This is a genomic window from Pedococcus sp. P2_A3 (assembly GCF_056405035.1).
The window spans coordinates 17,231-36,889 of the sequence record NZ_JBFUCW010000015.1 but is presented as its reverse complement, the minus strand read 5'-3'; the positions used below and the strand labels follow the sequence as shown (position 1 = coordinate 36,889).

Below are 19,659 nucleotides of genomic sequence, written 5' to 3'. Positions count from 1 at the left end.
GCCGTCCTTCCTGCCCACCCGAGGAGTCCCATCGTGTTCCCCGTCGCTCACCTAGCCGGCGTCCTGCCGGGGGTCATTGCCGCCGCCCCTACGGCACCGGAGCACAGGCGTCCCCCGTTCAACGCCGTCACCGGTGTCCAAGCCACCTCTCACGGCGGCGACACCAACAAACCCGACCAGTGCCTTCTCGGGTCGGGGCCCTCCGGTGTCGACAGGCCCCTGTCCAGCGCCCCGGAATCATCAATTCCCAGCGCCACCAACTACGGCGACGGCTGGGAGGGCGCCATGGTCGCGGACACCGCCGCGATCGGGAAGGTGACTGTCCAGCGGAACAGCGTCCGTGACTACTTCTGCGGTGGCGGCGTCCACCTGCAAGTGGCTGGCACGGCCACCTCACCGTTGCCGCAGGCAACCCCCTAGCCAATCTGGGGACACCAGCGGCAAGGAAGCCTCCGTGCTGGCCACCGGAATGAAGGCCACCCGGACCACCCGGACCGCGCACCTGAACGGCAACCTGACCTACAACAAGGAGACCCACATCGGCGGCCTGGACCGACTCCGAGGGCTTCTTCGGCTACCGGTGACACATCACGGATGACCGCGCCGTCAACCGCAAGATGTACGCCCAACGCATCCGGCGACAACGCCTTCCACAACTGGTTGTGCAGCCCTACGGATGGCGCAGCAGGCATCCTCCCGGTGAACGGACCCATCATCACGACGTCTGACTGAGCAGGAGGCCCACCAGCCGCTCGGCGGAAGTCCCCCTGCCCACCGGACGACTTCTCCCATCGCCCCAGCCACACGAGAAGCTGGCTGTCCCCCTCGGCCAAGCTACCCACCGCTGGCCACCAGCGACCTGAAAGGCAACTGTTTTGAAGCTCAACGACGTCACCGCACTGGTCACCGGCGCGGCTTCGGGCTTAGGCGCGGCGACCGCCAAGGAACTCGCACAGCGGGGCTGCCACGTGTTCGGCCTCGACCTGGGCTCGGCGATCGAGGCTGCCGAACCAAGTGGGGGCATTACCCTCATCCCAGCCGATGTCACCGACCCGACGACGGTCCAGGCCGCGATCGACCAGTCCGCGGGCGGGTCCCTGCCCCTTCGGCTAGTGGTTAATTGCGCCGGGATCGCACCGTCGGCCCGCACCCTTGGCCGCTCCGGGCCGCACAGCCTCGACATGTTCCGCCGCGTCATCGACATCAACCTGATCGGCACCTTCACAGTGCTATCGATCGCTGCCGAAGCGATCGCCAAGACGACTCCCCACGAGGACGGCCAGCGCGGCGTCATCATCAACACCGCGTCCATCGCCGCATACGAAGGCCAGATCGGCCAAATCGCCTACGCCGCCTCCAAAGCCGGCATCATCGGGCTGACCCTCACCGCAGCGCGCGACCTCGCCAGCGTCGGAGTGCGGGTCTGCACGATCGCGCCCGGCCTGGTTGACACACCAATGCTCGCGTCCTTCCGAAACGACATCCGAAGGCAGCTCGCAGCGGGCGTCCCCTTCCCACAGCGCCTGTGCCGCCCGCAGGAATACGCCCAACTGGTCACCATGATCGCCGAACACAACTACCTAAACGGCGAAACCATTCGCATGGACGGCGCCCTCCGGATGGCGCCCAGGTAGGCCTCCCCCAGCATCACGCGCGAAGTGACGTTGGTAATCTTTTGAGGCCGGAGAGCCTGTGTGTAAGTCCGACGCAGGGCCGTGGTGGCACCGACGACCGTTGCCTTGGGCGCGACGACCAGAATCGTTCCATCTGAACGGCCTTTCGATCCGGCCGTGGTCCTCCCATCGAAGGAGGTCTGATGGCACAGGTCGTCGAACCCGTGGGACAGGCCGAGCTGGTGGTCAGCGTCCGGACTTTTGACCGGGTGACCGGCCGGCATGCGGAGCTGGCCGAGACCTGCGGCACCACCACCCCGGACCTGCTGACCTGCACGACTGGCTCGCCGGTTCAGGCGTCACGGGTGGGGCGATGGAATGCACGAGGGTGTACCGGAGGCCGCCTAAGTGACAAGCACATCGCCAGCCGAGATGCCCGCTTCACCGCGGGGCTACCCGCACTTGAGGGTCACCATGGCAATGGCTCGGCTAGCTCGCTGAGACGATCTGAACGGCTGCCGAATCTCACCATCGGTGCCGGCGCGCTCCTCCATACGAGATACGGCCGCTCGTAGCAACCGACGCGACTTAATCGCCGCTACATCCACGCCGGTGTAAAAGCACGGAGACTCCGTCGTCGTCGATGGCCGACACGCAGGCTCCCGCAGCAAGGGGCTCGTCCTTAGCGCCACGTCCTCGACACCGTCACCGACCGCATGAACGTTACACCGAGGGGGCGCAGGCTGACAGGACAGGACAACGTAGGGCGGATTGCCGTGGAGCTACAAGGGAGGAATCGTCGTCGACTCCTCGACTCCCTCGTGCGCGAGACCGCAGCCGACCATGTGTCCATTTCACAGCCATCTTTCGACCACCTGTCGCCTTGACCGTGCATGTCGCCCAACTCAGACTGAGCGCAAGAACTATAGGCAAGACTGAAATGGAGAATCGGCAGCGCCGGCGCCGGCTAAAGGCCGCTGGCAGCTATCGGACAAGTCTCGCTGCATGGGCGGAAATGGACGGACTGCCACTAGGCCAAACGCTCCAATATCGGGACCGGCCGGCCCGGTAACCCTTCCTTAGCGATCGCGCGGACGCCTCAACTCACGACCCGGCGTTGACCCATTGAGTAGGCGTGTCTCGGTAACTCAAATACACGCATATTCCAATACCCGAATCAATAGGAGGAGCCGCTGATGCCCCAAGACTCGCATGGATCCGATTCGATGCTCGACGCGCCGCGCCGTGGAAGAAGTAACATGTCGCCGGCGGTGAGTGGCGGCCACCCTAGACTCAAAGGTCATATGGGCACTGTCCAGCTGTTGCTAACGGTACTCGCTTTCACGGCCCCGATCGTAGTCGTAGCGGTGTTCATTCCCTTCGTCCTCGACTTCGGCGGAATGGGGGCGCCGGCCGACTTTGGCATTGCAGGGGGCCTGCTACTGCTCTTCACCGTGGGATACACCACCATGACGCGGTTTATCCCCAACCCTGGCGCCTTCTACGCGTACATCACTGCCGGGCTCGGCAGAACGATCGGGCTAGCGTCAAGCTTCGCGGCAATATTTGGGTATGTCACATTCGCAATCGGGCTGTACCTATTTCTTGGGTCCGCTGCATCAAGCCTCATTGCAACGACGTTCGGCGGTCCGACCATATCGTGGTATTACCTCTCCCTCGGCGGAGTCGCCGTGACCGGGGCCCTCGGATACTTTCGGATCGATCTTTCCGCGAAGGTCCTGACGATCGCCATGATGTGCGAAGTTCTAATCGTTGCTATCTATGACGCCGCCGTATTTTGGGRCGGCGGGCCGGTGGGGCGCTCACTTGAGCCGTTCACCTTTCATGCAGTGACTTCTGGTTCCGTTGGGATCGGCGTCCTATTCGCGGTGGTCTCGTTTCTGGGATTTGAAGCGACTGCCATCTTCCGTGAGGAGGTCAAGAACGCCCGACGCACCATTCCACGTGTCACATACCTCTCCGTGGTACTCATCGGCCTTCTTTACGTGCTTACGTCCTGGCTCACTATGGTCGCCTATGGCCCGACGAAATCCGCTCGGGCAGCCCTAACGAATCCGGCTGGCATGGTGCCAGACGCAGCCGCCCACTACGTCGGAGGGTGGGCACGCGACGTTATGACTGTGCTAGTCGTCAGTTCCGCTTTCGCCGCGGTTCTGTCGGTGCAGAATATTATTTCCCGGTATACCTACTCGCTGGCTGTCGACCGCGTGCTGCCCCGCAGATTGGCCAGCGTGCATCCGCACCACGGCTCCCCATACACCAGCTCGCTAGCCATCACCGCGTTCTCGTTCTTTGCCGTTCTTGCGAGCGTTCGGGCAGACCCTATCCTTCTCTACACCCAACTGGCGGGGATCGGAGGCTTCGCGCTCATGGTCCTCATATTTCTCACCGGTCTTGCCGTCATCGCGTTCTTTCGGCGGGAGCGACACCACGCCGCTGAGGCGACCCTTTGGCATACGACCATCGCGCCGTTTCTCGGCGCCGCAGGCATGGCGGTTGTTCTGTATCTGTCATTCACTCACTTCACGCTTATCACGGGTGGGTCCGAGTCTGCAGCGGTCGTCCTACAGGTATTGCTTTGGGCGATTTTCGTCGCGGGTCTTGTAGCAGCGACGCTGTATCGATTGATGCGGCCAGAAACCTATGCGCGAATCGGTCGGCAAAATGTTGGTTAGGCCGCAGACTCGTCAACCGGCGCTCCACCGATGGTCCGAGTGTCAGGTCCGACAGTCATGACCCTCGAGAACAAAAGGCTTAGAGAGAGAGTCCAGCTATGACCATCCGACTGGAGAAGGACGTCATGGTCCCAATGAGGGACGACGTCCTGCTAGCAACGGATCTTTGGATTCCGGAAGGTGGGCCAGCACCGGTGCTCCTAGTGCGCCTTCCATACGGGAAGGACATCATTCCCGGGGACATCACGCAGCCCACGATGCCGAACCTATTCTCCTTGCTGGAGGCGGGCTACGCGGTTGCATGGCAGGACTGCCGAGGCACCTTCCGCTCCGGTGGAGAGTTCGAACCAATACCAAGACCACAGGATGGCGCTGACACCATCGCCTGGCTCCGTAACCAACCATGGTGCAACGGCGACGTCGGCGCATATGGCCACTCCTACTTGGGCATGGTTCAATGGAGTGTCGCAGCCGAACGCCCAGAAGGTTTGAAGGCAATTGCTCCGACCGAAACTACGACGGACTATTACGTTTCGCCGTGGTATTCAGAGGGAGGGGCTCTCTCGTGGCACACCCTGTGGTCGTGGACAGCGCTAATGACGATGTTGAAGGAGCAGACCGCGGCCGACTCCGGGCGTGGTGACCTCGGTTCCCTCATGGAGGTCGTCGAAATGATTTCCGATCCTACCCCCCATCTCGCTCGGCTTCCTCTTAAGGATCAGCCCCTGTTCGCGAGAACGTGGCCATGGTGGCCGGAATTCCTTGATCACGCTAGCCGTGACAGTTATTGGCGATCGCGCGCGATCGCCGAGCGGCCGGAACGGGTGGCGGTGCCCGCCCTCAATGTGGGGGGTTGGTTCGATCTGTTCGTTACGGACACTGCCCGAACATTTACCGAGATGCGTCGGAATGCCGGGACTACGGAAGCCCGGGAGGGCCAGCGCCTAGTCATTGGACCGTGGGACCATCTGTCATTTACGGGCACCTACCACGACCGACAGTTCGGTGTTATGGCTGATATCGATCTGGCGGACTTGACTTCAGCGCACATAGCCTTCTTCGATCGTTACGTCCGAGGCGATTCGCAGGCCCTTGCTGGCGTGTCACCGGTGCGGATCTTCGTCATGGGAATCGACGAATGGCGTGACGAACAGGACTGGCCGCTTCCCGACACGACGTACACGGACTATTACCTTGACGGTAAGGGCCTGGCTAACACTGAGACGGGGGACGGCGTGCTGTCGACGAGCCGGCCAGAGATGGAAGCCGCCGACTATTACGATTATGACCCACGAAATCCAGTGCCGACACTCGGTGGTCGGACACTCGGGCTCGCATCCCTCAATGGCGTTGGGCCGGTTGATCAGCGGCCCGTCGAGTCACGGGACGACGTTCTCTGCTTCACGACGCCGCCGCTGGATCAGCCGGTCGACATCACGGGGCACGTCTCCCTTGTCCTACATGTAGCCTCTTCCGCTCCAGACACCGATTTCACCGGTAAGCTAGTCGATGTCTTTCCCGACGGAAGAGCGATCTATTTGACGGACGGAGTCCTGCGCACTCGCTACCGGCAAACGCTCGCAGAGCCGACGCTCCTCGACCCAGGAACGGTCTACGAGCTCACCTTGGATCTGTCAGTGACCTCCAATGTCTTTCTGCCCGGTCATCGCATTCGGCTCGAGGTCTCCTCAAGCAATTTTCCCCGCTATGACCGAAACACGAATACCGGAACAAGTGCGGCAGATTGCACGGCCGACGACCTCGTCGTCGCCCACAACCGCGTGTTGCATGGTCCGCAGTACTTGAGTCGGCTTGTGCTACCCGTTATCCGGCGGTGAACTCGCGACGAATGACAACCCTTCTCGGCGAGGGCCGCATGCGTCAGTTCTGGCGTCGCCACAGCTACCGCGGCGGAAAATACCACACCAGCCTCGTTACCCGGCGCCGTGCGGCCCCTTTTAGCGCACGAACCCAATCGCGCCATCGATCCTCGAATCGATCCTCCATGGCTCCATCACGCAGATCCGGTTGCTTAACACCGAAATCACCCGGATATAGCGCGACATGACAGATACTCGCCGCCCACCCGTAGACAGCGTGCCCTGCAGACGCTGCCCGGCATTGCCACCGTCAACCTGGCAGCGCTGATCGCAGAGATCGGGCGGCTAATAGAGCGCATCATCGACCCAAACAATTCGCCGCTATTTGCGCTGCCGCTACACTATTTACGCGGGCCTCGGGCAAGTCCTGCAGTGTCGGGTTCGCTACACCGCCAGCCCGCGGCGCCCGGTGCGCCTCCTAGTGATCTCGGCCTGCTAGAGCACCGACGCACTCGAGCTCCTAGCGACACCCCGCGGAACAACTCTTTTGCCACAGTGACCCCAAGTAGTGGGCTCAAGCGAGGCATTGCCAACGAGATGCGCCGGCTTGCTCAACCCCAGCCCCGCAGCCGACGCCCTAGGCGTCCGGCGGCCGCAGGCTTAGAGCCGACGCGCCGGCATCCCGATCATTGGATCCGGGCCTCGTCAAAGAGGCTCGCGTGCCAGCGCGTGGGCTGTCACGGTGCGATCTCGGCACATAGCGATAAAGTGCTGGAAAACTTCGTTGGCCGTTCCCGCTTCGGGGTGCCACTGGACGGCTAGGACACCACGGTCCTTGTCCTCGAGCCCCTCGATCACGCCGTCCCCGGCCCAGGCAGCAGCGATCAAACCGGAACCGATCCGGTCGACGGCTTGGTGGTGGTAAGTCGACACAACGGCTTCTTTTCCGACCGCCCGTGCAAGGTCGCTGCCAGGAGCCGTCGCGATGCGATGTACAGCGAAACTACCCACAGTCGGGTTGTGCACGTCGCTGCCGACCACGTCGGGCAGGTGCTGGATAAGCGTTCCACCACGCACGACGTTTACCAGCTGCATGCCGCGGCAGATCCCGAACACCGGGACTTCGCGCGCCATGGCGGCACGCAGGAGGGCGCTTTCCCATTGGTCGCGAGCCGGATCGAACGGTCCTGAAGCCGGATGCGGATTATCACCAAAGAGCGCGGGATCGATGTCGGCACCACCGGGGAGGATCAAGCCGTCAAGGAACAATGCAACGTCCTCAGCCTCCGCGGCGTCGCCGGCGACAGGCAGCATGATCGGAATACCGCCAGCCTCTCGCACATGGTTTGAGTAGCCCGGCATGAGTAGGAGGGCGGGCTCCCCCCAGGAGCGCCACCGGGCATCGGCCTCCACGGGGATTGGTATACCGATGATCGGCCGTCGCTCTGTCATCGATCGGCGGGACCCGGCGGCGCGGGGCGAAGGGAAAATGGACATACCAAAAGCCTACGCGTGGCAGTCTGTTGTCACAAACGGCGCGTGCCGAATATGGGTTCACGAGCGACACCCGCGGACGGACCGACGGAAACTCGCTTGGAATCGGACATTCAGACGGCAGCCGGGACCTACTGAGTTCGCGATGCTGACGACGTGGCGTGTGACGGTGCCTCCCAAGAGGATGTGCTAGGGCTCCAGCGGGCCCAAAACTGGGACCACCCGTTTGCGGCCGAATGATGTGTCTCTGGTTTTGGTAAGACCAAACGTTGAAGACATGGAATGCGCCACCTGGCATGAGGAGGAGACCCGTGAAAGCCGCCATACTGAATGAAGGCGCTGCGAGCCTGACCGTTGAGGACGTCGACGTGAGCGCGGTTGGCGCACATGAGGTCCTCATCCAGACGGCAGCTGCCGGGCTGTGCCACAGCGACCTCTACCACCTGCGCGGAGTCTTTGATATCCCGAGGCCAACCATCTTGGGCCACGAGTCAGCAGGCACGGTTCTCCAGGTGGGCAGCGAAGTCAGGGATCTGAGCGCTGGCGACCACGTCATCACGAGCCTGTCTCCCTTCTGCGGGCGATGCGAGCGATGCCTAGCGGGACGTTCACATTTGTGCAGGGGGGCTCACGCGCAGCGATCGACGACGGAAGCCCCCAGGCTCAGCCGGGCCGGGTCTGAGGTTCACCAGTTCCTCAACGTATCTAGCTTCGCCGAGCAGCTCCTCGTGCACGAGACGGCGACTGTCAAGATCGACCGTGCGATGCCGCTAGCCCTGGCGGCCCTGATTGGTTGCGGGGTGACCACCGGAATGGGAGCAGTCTTCAACACTGCCAAGGTCCGGCCGGGCGAGACTGTGGCGGTTATTGGATGTGGCGGCATCGGGCTTAGCGCGATTCAAGCCGCAAGGGTTGCTGGCGCCTCTCGTGTCTTCGCGGTCGACCTGCAGACCGACAAACTTCAAGTTGCCCAGAAGCTCGGCGCCACAGACGTCCTTAATGCTGGTGATGGGGACGTTGGGGAGGCTCTCAAGGACCTAACGGGCGGCGGGGTCGATCATTGCGTCGAGGCGGTCGGTTCACCACGCACGGCGGAGACCGCTCTCAAGACGCTTGCCGTGGGTGGCACCGCGACCATCGTCGGTCTTATGCCAGGGGGCCAGACCTTTCCCGTCCAGGGCCGCCTCCTGCTGGATGACCGCAAGCTCCAGGGTTGCTACATGGGCGGCGCGAACCATCGCCTCGTGATGCCTCGTTACGTGGAGATGTACTTGGCGGGCCGTCTTCTACTCGACGAGATGGTGAGCAGCCGAATCTCGCTGGACGGTATTGACGCTGCCTTCCAGTCCATGGAGGAAGGGCATGCCCTTCGTGACCTCGTCGTCTTTTGAGCACTCGCCGACTAAGACGTTTGAAGCATATCTAGTAAGGAAGTGCTCATGAACCTTAGAACGACGATCGACGCCCCCGACGCCGAGGTAGCTGACTGGCCGATGCTCATCAACGGTGAATGGGTCCAAGCCGCGGGCGGTCAGCGCCGGGACGTATTCGCTCCGGCCCGTGGGGAGCAGATCCTTGCGCGCGTGCCGGAGGCATCCGGGATCGACCTCGACCGAGCTGTAGCCGCAGCAACGGCTGCATTCCCCGCGTGGAAGGCACTCCACTTCCGCGAACGAGGCAGATTGCTGCTGAAGATCGCTGATCGGTTGGAAGGAGAAGCCGAGAGTCTGGCTGTCCTTACCGCCCAGGACACAGGAAACGCTCTACGTACTCAAGCACGCCCAGAAAGTGCAGGACTGGTCGCCCTGTTCCGCTACTTCGGAGGCGTTGCCGGTGAATTCAAGGGAACAGTTCTTCCGGCGGGTGATGACCAGCTGCAGTACACCCGTCGAGAGCCCCTTGGCGTCGTTGGTGCAATCCTGCCGTGGAACAGCCCCCTACTCATCGCCGCAATGAAGTTGCCAGCCGCGCTGGCCGCAGGCAACACACTGGTGGTCAAGCCCGCAGAAGATGCGCCCCTGACCATCCTTCGTCTCGCGCAGATCATGTCGGAGTTCCTGCCCGCGGGCGTACTCAACGTAATTACCGGCGCAGGCGAAACGACTGGCCAGGCGATGTCAGCGCACGCTGGGATCCACAAGGTTTCCTTCACTGGATCGTCGGAGGTCGGTCAAATTGTGGGCGCCACTGCCGGAGGCCGCCTCGCCCATCAATCGCTTGAACTGGGTGGTAAGAATCCGAACATCGTGTGTCCCAGCGCGGCCACACCTGACTTGATCGACGAAACCGCAACTGGTGTGCTGACGGCGATGCGGTTCACGCGTCAGGGTCAGTCCTGCACAGCTGGTTCTCGTCTCTTCCTGCACCGAGATGTGCACGACCAGTTCCTCAAGGTCTTAGCTCGCAAGGCGGAGGCTCTCAAGGTCGGCGACCCCCTGGACGAGGACACCGACATGGGCACCATCATCAATAGAACCCAGTACGAGCGGGTGCTCAGCTACATCGAGGACGGCAAGTCGCAGCCAGGTGTACACGTCGTCTTGGACGGTTCGCAGAGAATTCCCCAGGGCCTCGACGGCTATTACCAGGGTCCGACCATCATCGCGGGTGCGAGCAATGACTGGAGAATTTCCCGGGAGGAGATCTTCGGGCCGGTGCTTGTGGTCATCCCGTGGTCCGATGAGGCCGAAGTCGTGGCGATGGCCAACGACTCCCACTATGGTCTCGCGGCCTTTGTGTGGTCGCGGGATCTGGATCAAGCCCTGGGACTGGCTCACAGCATCGAGGCCGGCTGGGTGCAGGTCAACCAAGGCGGCGGCCAGGTCGTCGGCCAGTCCTACGGCGGCTACAAGTCTTCGGGTATCGGGCGGGAGTTCTCAATCGAGGGCGCTATCGAGGGCTTCACTCAGTTGAAGCAGATCAATGTCAAGGTCGGACGATAGTCGACATGTCCACCCAACCACTACATGGCGTAAGCCGCGACGGGACGCTTGATGGGTTCACCGTTCTCGACCTGTCACGTGCACTGGCTGGACCACAGGCCGGGATGATGCTCGGCGACCTTGGTGCGAGAGTGATCAAGGTCGAGGCTCCCAACGGGGGAGATGATTCTCGCGGTTGGGGGCCGCCGTTCGTGGGAGACCCTTCAGAGCGGCAGTCGACCTACTTCCTATCCGCCAATAGAAACAAGGAATCGATCACACTTGATCTGAAGGACAGCGCGGATCTAGAGGTGGTGTGGTCTCTGATCCGTCGTGCGGATGTCTTGATCGAGAACTTTCGCACGGGGGTCATGGAGCGGCTTGGTCTTGGAATTGAAGCACTTCACGAAGCAAATCCGCGACTCGTGATCTGCTCGATTACGGGCTTTGGTCATGACGGGCCGGAACGCGGCCGCGCGGGCTATGACCAGATTGCGCAAGGGGAGGGAGGGCTCATGTCACTGACCGGGCCCTCTGCGGAGCAACCCACGAAGGTGGGGGTCCCGATCGGCGACCTTCTGGCGGGAATGAATGCTGCGTACGGGGTCCTCGCTGCGTTGCTAGATCGATCGCAATCGGGAAAAGGCACAGTCGTGCGCACCAGTCTCCTGGCCTCCATCGTCGGCGTGCATGCATTTCAAGGCAGCGCCTGGACCGTTGGCGGAAAAGTCGCGCGTGCGATTGGCAATCACCACCCATCGATCGCGCCGTACGGGCTGTTCAGAACAGGAGATGGCTCGGTCCAGATTGCGGTTGGGAGTGAGAATCAGTGGCGCAAACTGGCTTCTGTTCTCGGACCGGGGGCGCAGGCCTCTGCCTTCCGCACGAACGCCGAGCGGGTAGAAAACCGAGCGCAGCTAATCGCAATGATGGAAGGGGTTTTCGCCGTCATGACGTCCACAGAGTTGCTGGACCGACTGGATGACCTGGGGATTCCTAGTGGTAAGGTGCGGACACTTGATGAGGTTTATGAGTGGGAGCAGGTTCGCTCCCAGCGGCTCGTAGTTGAAGTCCAAGATGATGTTGCGGGAACGATCCTTTTGCCCGGATCGCCACTGCGTTTCGATGGTCCGCCAGGCTCGGGGATCCGCACCCACCACACCGCCCCTCCTCGACTTGGCGAGCACAACGAGGCAATCCGGGCTTGGGCTAAGGAATGACTAGGCGGACCGATGGGACGGCTGGGAACCCCGGATCAGGACTGAGGCGTCCGGGTCTCAAGGATCCGCCCTGGGTGATGCGCACCTACGCTGGCCACTCCACGGCCGAGGCGTCAAACGCCCTATACCGCACCAACCTGGGCAAGGGCCAGACCGGCCTCAGTGTCGCCTTCGACCTGCCGACGCAGACAGGCTACGACCCCGACAGCCCGCTCAGTCGCGGTGAGGTCGGCAAGGTTGGCGTACCGGTGCCGCACCTGGGCGAGATGCGCAAGCTCTTCCATGACATCCCGCTGACCGCGATGAACACCTCGATGACCATCAACGCAACCGCCATGTGGCTGCTGGCGATGTACCAAGTCGTGGCGGAGGAGCAGAACGCGGACCTCTCCCCCGACGAGGTGGCCCACCAGCTCGCCGGCACCACTCAGAACGACATTATAAAGGAGTACCTCTCTCGCGGGACGTACGTCTTCGGGCCCGAGGCCTCCCTGCGCCTCATCGGTGACATGATCGCCTACACAATCCACAACATCCCTAACTGGAACCCCATCAACATCTGCAGCTACCACCTCCAAGAGGCAGGCGCGACGCCCGTTCAAGAGCTTGCGTACGCCATGTGCACCGCGATCGCCGTGCTCGACCAGGTGAGGAGCTCCGGCCAGGTCTCCGAGGACGACTTTGAGAAGGTCGTCGGTCGGATCTCGTTCTTCGTCAACGCCGGCGTGCGCTTCGTCGAGGAGACTTGCAAGATGCGGGCGTTCGTGCAGCTGTGGGACGAGATCACGCACGAGCGGTACGGCGTGCAGGACCCGAAGATGCGCCGCTTCCGCTACGGCGTGCAGGTGAACTCGCTCGGCCTCACCGAGGCCCAGCCGGAGAACAACGTCCCGCGCATCGTGCTGGAGATGCTCGGCGTGACGCTATCCACGGACGCGCGCGCGCGGGCCGTGCAACTACCGGCCTGGAACGAGGCGCTCGGCCTGCCGCGACCATGGGACCAGCAGTGGTCGCTGCGCTTCCAGCAGGTGCTCGCCTTCGAGTCGGACCTGCTGGAGTACGACGACATCTTCACCGGCAGCCACGTCATCGAGGCGAAGGTCGCCGAGCTCGCCGAGGGGGCATGGGCCGAGATCGACCGTGTGCAGGCGATGGGCGGGGCGATCGCCGCGGTGGAGTCCGGGTATATGAAGCAGAACCTTGTCTCGGCCCATGCCGCCAGGCGGTCGCGCATCGAGTCGGGTGAGGAGGTCGTCGTCGGCGTCAACCGCTTCGAGACGACCGAGCCCTCGCCGCTGACGACAGACCTCGACGGCGCCATCATGGCCGCCGACCCGGCCGCCGAGCAGGCAGCCCTCGACTCCATCGCCGCGTGGAAGGCGCAGCGCGACGAGACCGAGGTCGCAGCGGCCCTCGCCGCGCTGGCTGAGGCCGCGATGACCGACGCCAATCTAATGAAGCCCACCCTCGTCGCGGCCCGAGTGGGGGTGACGACGGGGGAGTGGGCCGGCACTCTGCGCGAGGTGTTCGGCGAGTTCCGTGCCCCTACGGGCGTCAGTGGTGCCGTCGGCGCAGTGTCCGACGTCGGCTCGGCCGGCGCCGAGCTCGCCGCCGTCCGTGCCCGGGTGATGACGACCGGCGAGGAGTTGGGAGGCCGGCTGCGGGTGCTGGTCGGCAAGCCGGGGCTCGACGGTCACTCCAACGGCGCCGAGCAGGTCGCCGTACGTGCGCGCGACGCCGGCTTCGAGGTGATCTACCAGGGCATCCGCCTCACGCCCGACCAGATCGTCGCAGCGGCCGTGGCCGAGGACGTGCACCTCGTCGGGCTCTCCATCCTTTCCGGTTCCCACATGGAGCTGGTGCCCGACGTGCTTGACGGGCTCGCGACAGCCGGGCTCGGCGACCTCCCGGTTATCGTGGGCGGCATCATCCCGGCCTCGGACGCCCGCGCACTGGTCGGGCGGGGGGTGGCCGCCGTGTATACGCCCAAAGACTTCGGCCTGACCGAGATCATTGGCGGCTTCGTCGACGTGATCCGCGCCGCCCACGGCTTGGACGACCCTGCAGTCCGAGCGGTGTCCGATGATTGACGCACAGTCCGTTGCCTCTGAGCAGTTGGCCTCGTATCAGGATCAACCAACTCTGACCGATGCATCGATTGCCTTCGGTCCTGGTGTCAGGCGATGGCCATGGGCTTGCCAAGACCCTTGGGATGTCAGGGCCGGCAATCAATGCATGCCGGCGGTCCGAAGCCGGGGTGCCGGCGGCTAGCGAACTTGGGGGGGCGCAGAATTTATGCTCGCGAGAGGAACGACTCGCGAACCGGCTGACGAATGCGGTGGGCGATCCCCGACGCTGAGTGAACTGCGCACCGCCGGCCGAGGTGTACACGCGGACGAGTCGTCGTGATTGGGTGGCTAGTCGACCCGTGGGTTTGAGTCCCTCGTCCATTCCGCTGAAGGAGGCCTCGACGCAAAAAGTCCCAGCCCCGAACGTGGGAGGACCAAACCGGTCTCCGCGAACGGCGCCCTTTGGAACGACGGCAGGCCAGGTGATGGAGAGCGCCACCTCAAGTAGACCCAAGGACAAGGAGCCGATTAATGAATGCGACCGCTATCCCGACGGCGCCCCGACCTCAGATCGACCTGATCGACGGCGAATGGGTTGCCGCTGAAGAGAAACTCGCAGCCACCCTTGACGACCCCAATACCGGCGAGTTCCGTCAGCATCAGGTTGCTACATCTGAGGCGGCAGTCGACCGTGCGATAGCGGCGGCACACGCCCTGCACAAGTCTGGTGAGTGGGACCGATCGGACGTCCCGACCCGGCAGGCTCTCCTCGATCTGATCGCTGCCGGACTGGACGAGCGGGCTGGCGACGTGGCGTTTGAGGACGCGATGTCGACCGGCTACCCGGTGCACCGTTCGCGCCAGATCGCTGACTGGCTGGGGCCGCGGGTTCGGTCGGCGGGCACTCAGCTCGCGAAGATCGGTCTGGAGCAAGAGCTCGACGGAGACGGCCGCCCGGTTCGCATTCTCCATCGCGCCCTCGGCCCAGCCGCGGTGCTGGCGCCGTGGAACGCCCCTACGTTCGTTGCGACAGCGAAGGTCGCCAGCGCCCTTGCTGCAGGTTGCCCAGTCATCCTGAAGCCGTCGGAGTGGGGGACCGGTGGTTGCCAGGTGCTGACGGAAATCGTCGAGAGGTCGATCGCCCAGCTTGGCCTGCCGTCAGCGATATTGCAGCTCGTACATGGTGCCGCCGCGGTTGGTTCGCAGATGGTCTCCGATTCGCGGATTCGTGCCGTTTCGTTCACCGGTGGTGGCGTTGGAGGGAAGGCAGTGGCGACTTCGGCAGCCGCGCATTTCGCCGCGCTGCAGCTCGAACTCGGCGGCCACAACCCAGGCATCGTTCTCGACGATGCGGACATCACCTTGACCGCCGACGCCCTTATCGACGGTATGACCAAACTGAACGGACAGTGGTGCGAGGGGCCGGGAAAGATCCTCGTCATGCGCAGCCGTCACGACGAGCTGGTCGATGCGCTGTTGGCGCGATTGGCCAAGGTGCGCATCGGGAGCTGCCTCGATCCTGAGGTCGACCTCGGTCCGTTGTCGCACGCTGCCCACCGCGAGAATCTCTCGCGGCGCATCAACGACCTGGTCGTCAGGGGCGGCATGGCACTCACCGCTAGCACTCTTCCCGAGGCGGACGGCTGGTTCTTCGCGCCGACCGTGGTGGTCGGAAGCCGGTCGGAGGACTCGCTCGCCGAGTTCTTCGGTCCGGCCATCTCGCTGCACGTTGTCGACACAGTTGAGGAAGCGATCGCAGCCGCCGACGGCCCCGAGACGGGTCTCGGCGGCTTTGTCTTCAGCCAGGACGTCAACCGGGCGTTGGAGATCGCCTCCCACATCCGTGCCGGCGAGGTCCGCATTAACGGATGCCGGATGGCCGACCTCGCTAAGGGCTCGGAGCAGAGCTTCTGGAACGCCGCTGGCATGGGCGGTCACGGACCCACTGACATGGTGCGATTCTTCCAGGGGCGGCAGGTCATTGGCCTGGACGACGCGGCACTCCCGATCTAGGACCAGGTCTGCTGCTCAGAAGTGAGCAACGTGCGCTGACCGACCGTCCTGCCCTTGAGGACCAAAGGCGCGGGAACCTTTCCCCCGCATGCACACCCGATCGCGAAGTCTACCAGCGAAGCGGGCTAACCGACCGGCTGCCGGTGCCGCGGCAACCGTCCCCCGGAGAATGAGATTGCAGTGAGTGTCAATGAGTTCCTCACCAATCGCCATCGCCTCGGACCAGGCGTCATGAAGGTTCAGCCATCCACACCGCCGGAACGCCTTGACAAAGACGATCTACGGCGCCGTGCAAGACCTCAGGGCGCCGACTGGCGGCGATCGCTCGATCCGCGCTGTTGTCCTCCGTGGGACAGGTGGGAGGGCGTTCGCCGCCGGCCACGGAATCAGCGACTTTATCGAGACCGACACGGTCGAGTACGAGCTCTGGATCTGCGACGTGCTGGCGCCGCCGTCGTCGCTGCTCCTAGTCACCATCGTCGCCATCCTTAGCCCCTGTGTCGGCGGCGCCCTGGCCGTGGCCACATACTGCGGCCTGCGGGTTAGGACTAGCGCCTCGCGGTTGAACTACCCAATCGCTCGGACGCTCGGCAACGCCCGCTCTGGATCGGTGCCCTCACGTTGCCGAGCGACCTTCGGACCGATGCGCGAGATGGTGTTTTCATCCCATCTGATCACGGCCGAGCCGGGGATGCTGCCGGTGCGCATCAGCGTGCGGCCCGATAGGGCTGCCCGCCGTGATAGCGGGGGACTAAGCCGCGGGAGCGACCGACCAAGAACTACCAGCTCCACAGCAGGTGGACCGGGAGGTGGGTCGGCGACTCATCCTCGCGGCAAGGTCTTGAGCTGCTCACCGCCGCCCTCTACTTCCAACATCGGACGGTCCGGATGCTCGGCAAGCGGCGAAAGACGGCACCGAGATCGCTGTCTCCCTGCATTTGCTTGGCAGCGTCGGTGACTGATGCAGGCCCTGTCAGCTGGCTGTTTCGCCGCGGACCACAGGTCAAAACGAGGCCCCACGTGAGGTTGACGAAGTTTGGCCTCGGAGCCCCAGACGAAGTCGCCGCGACCTCCCGGCGGTGGTGAGGGCGTAACTCTCAGTCTGGTTCCTCGACGTTGAGAAGCCAGCGAGAGTGCCGCTGACTCATGGACGCGTTTCTGCTGGCGGCTCGTCAAGCAGCCGGTGCATGTCCGTCCGCGCCTGCTCGATATGACGGACCATCAGCTCCCCGGCAGATTTCACGTCCCTCTTGCGGATGGCGTCCAGAATCTCTTGGTGTTCTCGAATGTCCTGGTTGACGTCGTGAGAAAACCCCAGCATGTCAACTGGGGTGAAGATCTCGCCACGAAGCATCGTGACCGAGGGAACCAGCCGGGGGCTGCGCGTCGCCAACGAAATCGCACCGTGGAACTGGCTGTCCGCATGCCGGTACTCGGATACCTCGACTGCCTGACGCATCGCCTCAAGAGCTTCAACCATGTGGCGAAGGTCCCCCGCGGATCGCCTCGCCGCGGCGAACCGAGCGGTGGCCATCTCGATCGCAATGCGTAGGTCGAAGATTGAGTCCACGATTTGGCGGTCGTCGCGCATTCGCGCTCGCCAGGCAGCGAGGGGCTCTTCTAACGACGTGACGAAGGCACCCCCGTGAGTGCCACGTCGGGTCACTAAGTACCCCTGATCGCTCAACTCTCGAAGTGCCTCCCGAAGCGTCGGTCGAGACACGGAGAGCAGTTCGGCCAACTCTCTCTCCGCCGGGAGACGCGCATGCGGGCGCATCTCACCCCGATGTATCCGTGAGCGCAACTCGGCGGCCACCGCGGATGAGATCCGGCGGCCCTCGCCACCATATGCCATGGGCAACACCGTAGCGGCCTCCACTCCTCGACTCGATTGGCCTATCCAACCGACTATGGTCAATGGTACAGTCCATTTACCTAAGGAGGCCCTTTGCCCAATTTTGATCAGCCCTGCATCGGTATACCGGTCCGCTTGGACGTTCACTCTTCCGACCGCCGCGTCCGCCGCTCCGCCCGGATCTTTGAGGATGTTGTGTCTCTCGTCGAGGCCACCGGCGCCAGGGTGATCCGCCTCGAGCCTGGCGAGCGATTCAAGGAACGCACAGAAGCCTGCGACGGCTTCGTGGTGCCGGGTGGGGGGGATGTGAGCCCAGGTCGATACGGCGGTGACAGCGATCATCCGGCGCTCTTCGGGGTGGACGTGGGCCAGGACGAACTCGATGCCGAAATCATTCGCATCGCATCAGGAACGCGCCGCCCATTGTTGGGCATCTGCAGAGGGATGCAGATGCTAAACGTCGCGATGGGTGGGTCACTTATAGTGAACCTTCCTGTGACGTCGGTGTCTCACGCCGCGCCGGGAGGCGACACCGCTGTGCCACACACAGTCACACTGACTGGAGGGACGCGGACCGCCATCGCCTTGAAAGCGAAATCACTATCTGTCCAATCAGCCCACCATCAAGCCATCGACCGCCTGGCGCCGGGCCTCGCCACGTCCGGTGTGGCCGACGACGGGTGCATTGAGGCCGTGGAGGGGGAAGACCCCCGCCACTGGCTTGTCGGCGTCCAGTGGCATCCCGAGATGTCTCCGACGCTGGACGCCAATCGCAGCCTTCTATTCGAGGCGCTCGTGATGGCGGTGGTTGGCCCCAGAAAGAGGATACGATGAAGGACTTTTTCGACACCCGAACACGAGGGTCCCGCCTATCGATTCGAGGTCTCAGCAAAAGCTATGGCGGCGTCCGAGCGCTCGCCCAGGTCGACCTCGAAGTTCATTCCGGAGAGTTTCTGGCTGTGCTCGGGCCCAGCGGCTCGGGCAAGTCCACCCTTCTCATGGCACTCGCCGGCTTCGAGTCGCCGGATTCAGGCGAGATCCTCATAGACGACCGGGATGTCTCCGGCGTGCCATCCCACAAACGGGACATCGGCATGATCTTCCAGCGCTACGCCCTCTTCCCCAACTTGGACGTACGACGGAACATCGAATACCCGTTGCGTGCTCGGGGGATCCCGCGTAGTGCACGCGTCCCGCTGGTGAATGAAGCACTTCGCCTCGTGTCTTTGGAGGAATTCGCCAATAGGGCAGTAAATGAACTGTCTGGCGGCCAGCAGCAGCGCGTGGCACTTGCTCGAGCAATCGTCTTCTCGCCAAAGCTGCTTTTGATGGATGAGCCACTAGGAGCGCTTGACCGAAAACTTAGAGAAAGGGTCCAACTCGAACTCCGTGCTCTGCATCGGCGAATTGGAGCCACCATCGTCTTCGTTACGCATGATCAGGGTGAAGCGATGACGATGGCAGATCGTATCGCGGTGATGGACCACGCAGTGGTGAGCCAGATTGGCACTCCACGGGAGCTTTACGAACGACCCGCGAACAGGTTCGTGGCCAACTTCTTGGGCGCGATGAACTTCTTGGATGTCTCCATTGTCGCCGAGACCAGCGGCGGCCTCCGCGTAAATTTGGGCGGACGAGAAGTTGAGGTTTGCCGTAATCGAGTGATGCTCGACCTGGCCACGGTGCCTGCTGAAGGCCACCTGTCGTTGGCTGCCCGACCACACGGTATCGATCTGGTCGACGACGCCGACGCACATATTCGAGGGGTCGTCCAAGAAGTGGTCTTTGAGGGAGCGGCGACCACGCTTCTCGTCGACACGACCGCTGGCCAACTCGCCTGTCAGGACTTCAGTGCCCGTGGCGCACGAGCAAAGCCAGGCGACGAGGTGAGTCTCCGCATCCGCACGGACGCGGCGCTTTTGTACTCCGAGCAACGAACAAAGAACTAGGAAAGGATC

14 protein-coding genes and 1 pseudogene are annotated in these 19,659 nt (G+C 63.1%); 12 read left to right on the top strand and 3 right to left on the bottom strand.

Annotation, left to right across the window (positions count from 1 at the left end; all coding sequences use genetic code 11):
- Positions 1-33 precede the first annotated feature (33 nt).
- The 5 genes from AC1DX8_RS12910 (at position 34) to AC1DX8_RS12890 (ending at position 6,147) form a co-directional block, all read left to right on the top strand.
- The gene (locus tag AC1DX8_RS12910; RefSeq protein WP_477630326.1) at positions 34-420 is read left to right on the top strand and encodes a hypothetical protein; all 387 of its coding nucleotides are present in this window, start codon (positions 34-36) and stop codon (positions 418-420) included.
- 34 nt (positions 421-454) lie between these two features.
- The gene (locus tag AC1DX8_RS12905) at positions 455-598 is read left to right on the top strand and encodes a hypothetical protein (RefSeq protein WP_477630325.1); all 144 of its coding nucleotides are present in this window, start codon (positions 455-457) and stop codon (positions 596-598) included.
- 277 nt (positions 599-875) lie between these two features.
- Complete coding sequence (locus AC1DX8_RS12900; RefSeq protein WP_477630324.1) at positions 876-1,634, top strand: SDR family NAD(P)-dependent oxidoreductase; 759 nt, start codon at positions 876-878, stop codon at positions 1,632-1,634.
- A 1,283-nt stretch (positions 1,635-2,917) separates the two neighbouring features.
- Complete coding sequence (locus AC1DX8_RS12895) at positions 2,918-4,309, top strand: APC family permease (RefSeq protein ID WP_477630323.1); 1,392 nt, start codon at positions 2,918-2,920, stop codon at positions 4,307-4,309.
- Between the two features lie 98 nt (positions 4,310-4,407).
- Entirely contained in the window at positions 4,408-6,147 is a 1,740-nt protein-coding gene (locus AC1DX8_RS12890; protein WP_477630322.1) for a CocE/NonD family hydrolase, read from the top strand.
- Positions 6,148-6,834: 687 nt separating this feature from the next.
- Here the strand turns inward: AC1DX8_RS12890 and AC1DX8_RS12885 are convergent.
- Entirely contained in the window at positions 6,835-7,581 is a 747-nt protein-coding gene (locus tag AC1DX8_RS12885) for a gamma-glutamyl-gamma-aminobutyrate hydrolase family protein (RefSeq protein ID WP_477630413.1), read from the bottom strand.
- Between the two features lie 353 nt (positions 7,582-7,934).
- Between AC1DX8_RS12885 and AC1DX8_RS12880 the strand changes: the two genes are divergently transcribed.
- The 5 genes from AC1DX8_RS12880 to AC1DX8_RS12860 all read left to right on the top strand — a co-directional run bounded on the left by AC1DX8_RS12880 (position 7,935) and on the right by AC1DX8_RS12860 (position 15,846).
- Positions 7,935-9,014 carry a Zn-dependent alcohol dehydrogenase gene (locus tag AC1DX8_RS12880; protein WP_477630321.1) on the top strand — a complete coding sequence of 360 codons (1,080 nt, stop codon included), beginning with the start codon at positions 7,935-7,937 and terminating at the stop codon, positions 9,012-9,014.
- A 48-nt stretch (positions 9,015-9,062) separates the two neighbouring features.
- Positions 9,063-10,565, top strand: a complete 1,503-nt coding sequence (locus AC1DX8_RS12875) for an aldehyde dehydrogenase family protein (RefSeq protein WP_477630320.1) — start codon at positions 9,063-9,065, stop codon at positions 10,563-10,565.
- A 5-nt stretch (positions 10,566-10,570) separates the two neighbouring features.
- Complete coding sequence (locus AC1DX8_RS12870) at positions 10,571-11,764, top strand: CaiB/BaiF CoA transferase family protein (RefSeq protein ID WP_477630319.1); 1,194 nt, start codon at positions 10,571-10,573, stop codon at positions 11,762-11,764.
- A 77-nt stretch (positions 11,765-11,841) separates the two neighbouring features.
- Entirely contained in the window at positions 11,842-13,854 is a 2,013-nt protein-coding gene (locus AC1DX8_RS12865) for a protein meaA (protein ID WP_477630318.1), read from the top strand.
- Between the two features lie 510 nt (positions 13,855-14,364).
- Complete coding sequence (locus AC1DX8_RS12860; RefSeq protein ID WP_477630317.1) at positions 14,365-15,846, top strand: aldehyde dehydrogenase family protein; 1,482 nt, start codon at positions 14,365-14,367, stop codon at positions 15,844-15,846.
- 1,144 nt (positions 15,847-16,990) lie between these two features.
- On the opposite strand, the gene AC1DX8_RS12855 is transcribed toward AC1DX8_RS12860, so the two are convergent.
- Complete coding sequence (locus AC1DX8_RS12855; RefSeq protein ID WP_477630412.1) at positions 16,991-17,437, bottom strand: FadR/GntR family transcriptional regulator; 447 nt, start codon at positions 17,435-17,437, stop codon at positions 16,991-16,993.
- A 72-nt stretch (positions 17,438-17,509) separates the two neighbouring features.
- Positions 17,510-17,701 (bottom strand): annotated as a pseudogene (locus AC1DX8_RS12850) (winged helix-turn-helix domain-containing protein); the annotation flags it as partial.
- Positions 17,702-17,794: 93 nt separating this feature from the next.
- On the opposite strand from AC1DX8_RS12850, the gene AC1DX8_RS12845 reads away from it, so the two are divergent.
- Positions 17,795-18,535, top strand: a complete 741-nt coding sequence (locus AC1DX8_RS12845) for a gamma-glutamyl-gamma-aminobutyrate hydrolase family protein (RefSeq protein ID WP_477630316.1) — start codon at positions 17,795-17,797, stop codon at positions 18,533-18,535.
- The gene (locus tag AC1DX8_RS12840; RefSeq protein WP_477630315.1) at positions 18,532-19,650 is read left to right on the top strand and encodes an ABC transporter ATP-binding protein; all 1,119 of its coding nucleotides are present in this window, start codon (positions 18,532-18,534) and stop codon (positions 19,648-19,650) included. Before AC1DX8_RS12845 ends, AC1DX8_RS12840 begins: the two co-directional genes overlap by 4 nt.
- The last annotated feature ends 9 nt before the right edge of the window (positions 19,651-19,659 follow it).

Coding starts and splice junctions, on each gene's coding strand:
- AC1DX8_RS12890 (WP_477630322.1), top strand. CDS start 4,408: ATGACCATCCGACTGGAGAAGGACGTCATGGTCCCAATGAGGGACGAC.
- AC1DX8_RS12885 (WP_477630413.1), bottom strand. CDS start 7,581: ATGACAGAGCGACGGCCGATCATCGGTATACCAATCCCCGTGGAGGCC.
- AC1DX8_RS12875 (WP_477630320.1), top strand. CDS start 9,063: ATGAACCTTAGAACGACGATCGACGCCCCCGACGCCGAGGTAGCTGAC.
- AC1DX8_RS12870 (WP_477630319.1), top strand. CDS start 10,571: ATGTCCACCCAACCACTACATGGCGTAAGCCGCGACGGGACGCTTGAT.
- AC1DX8_RS12865 (WP_477630318.1), top strand. CDS start 11,842: ATGCGCACCTACGCTGGCCACTCCACGGCCGAGGCGTCAAACGCCCTA.
- AC1DX8_RS12860 (WP_477630317.1), top strand. CDS start 14,365: ATGAATGCGACCGCTATCCCGACGGCGCCCCGACCTCAGATCGACCTG.
- AC1DX8_RS12855 (WP_477630412.1), bottom strand. CDS start 17,437: ATGCGCGACGACCGCCAAATCGTGGACTCAATCTTCGACCTACGCATT.
- AC1DX8_RS12840 (WP_477630315.1), top strand. CDS start 18,532: ATGAAGGACTTTTTCGACACCCGAACACGAGGGTCCCGCCTATCGATT.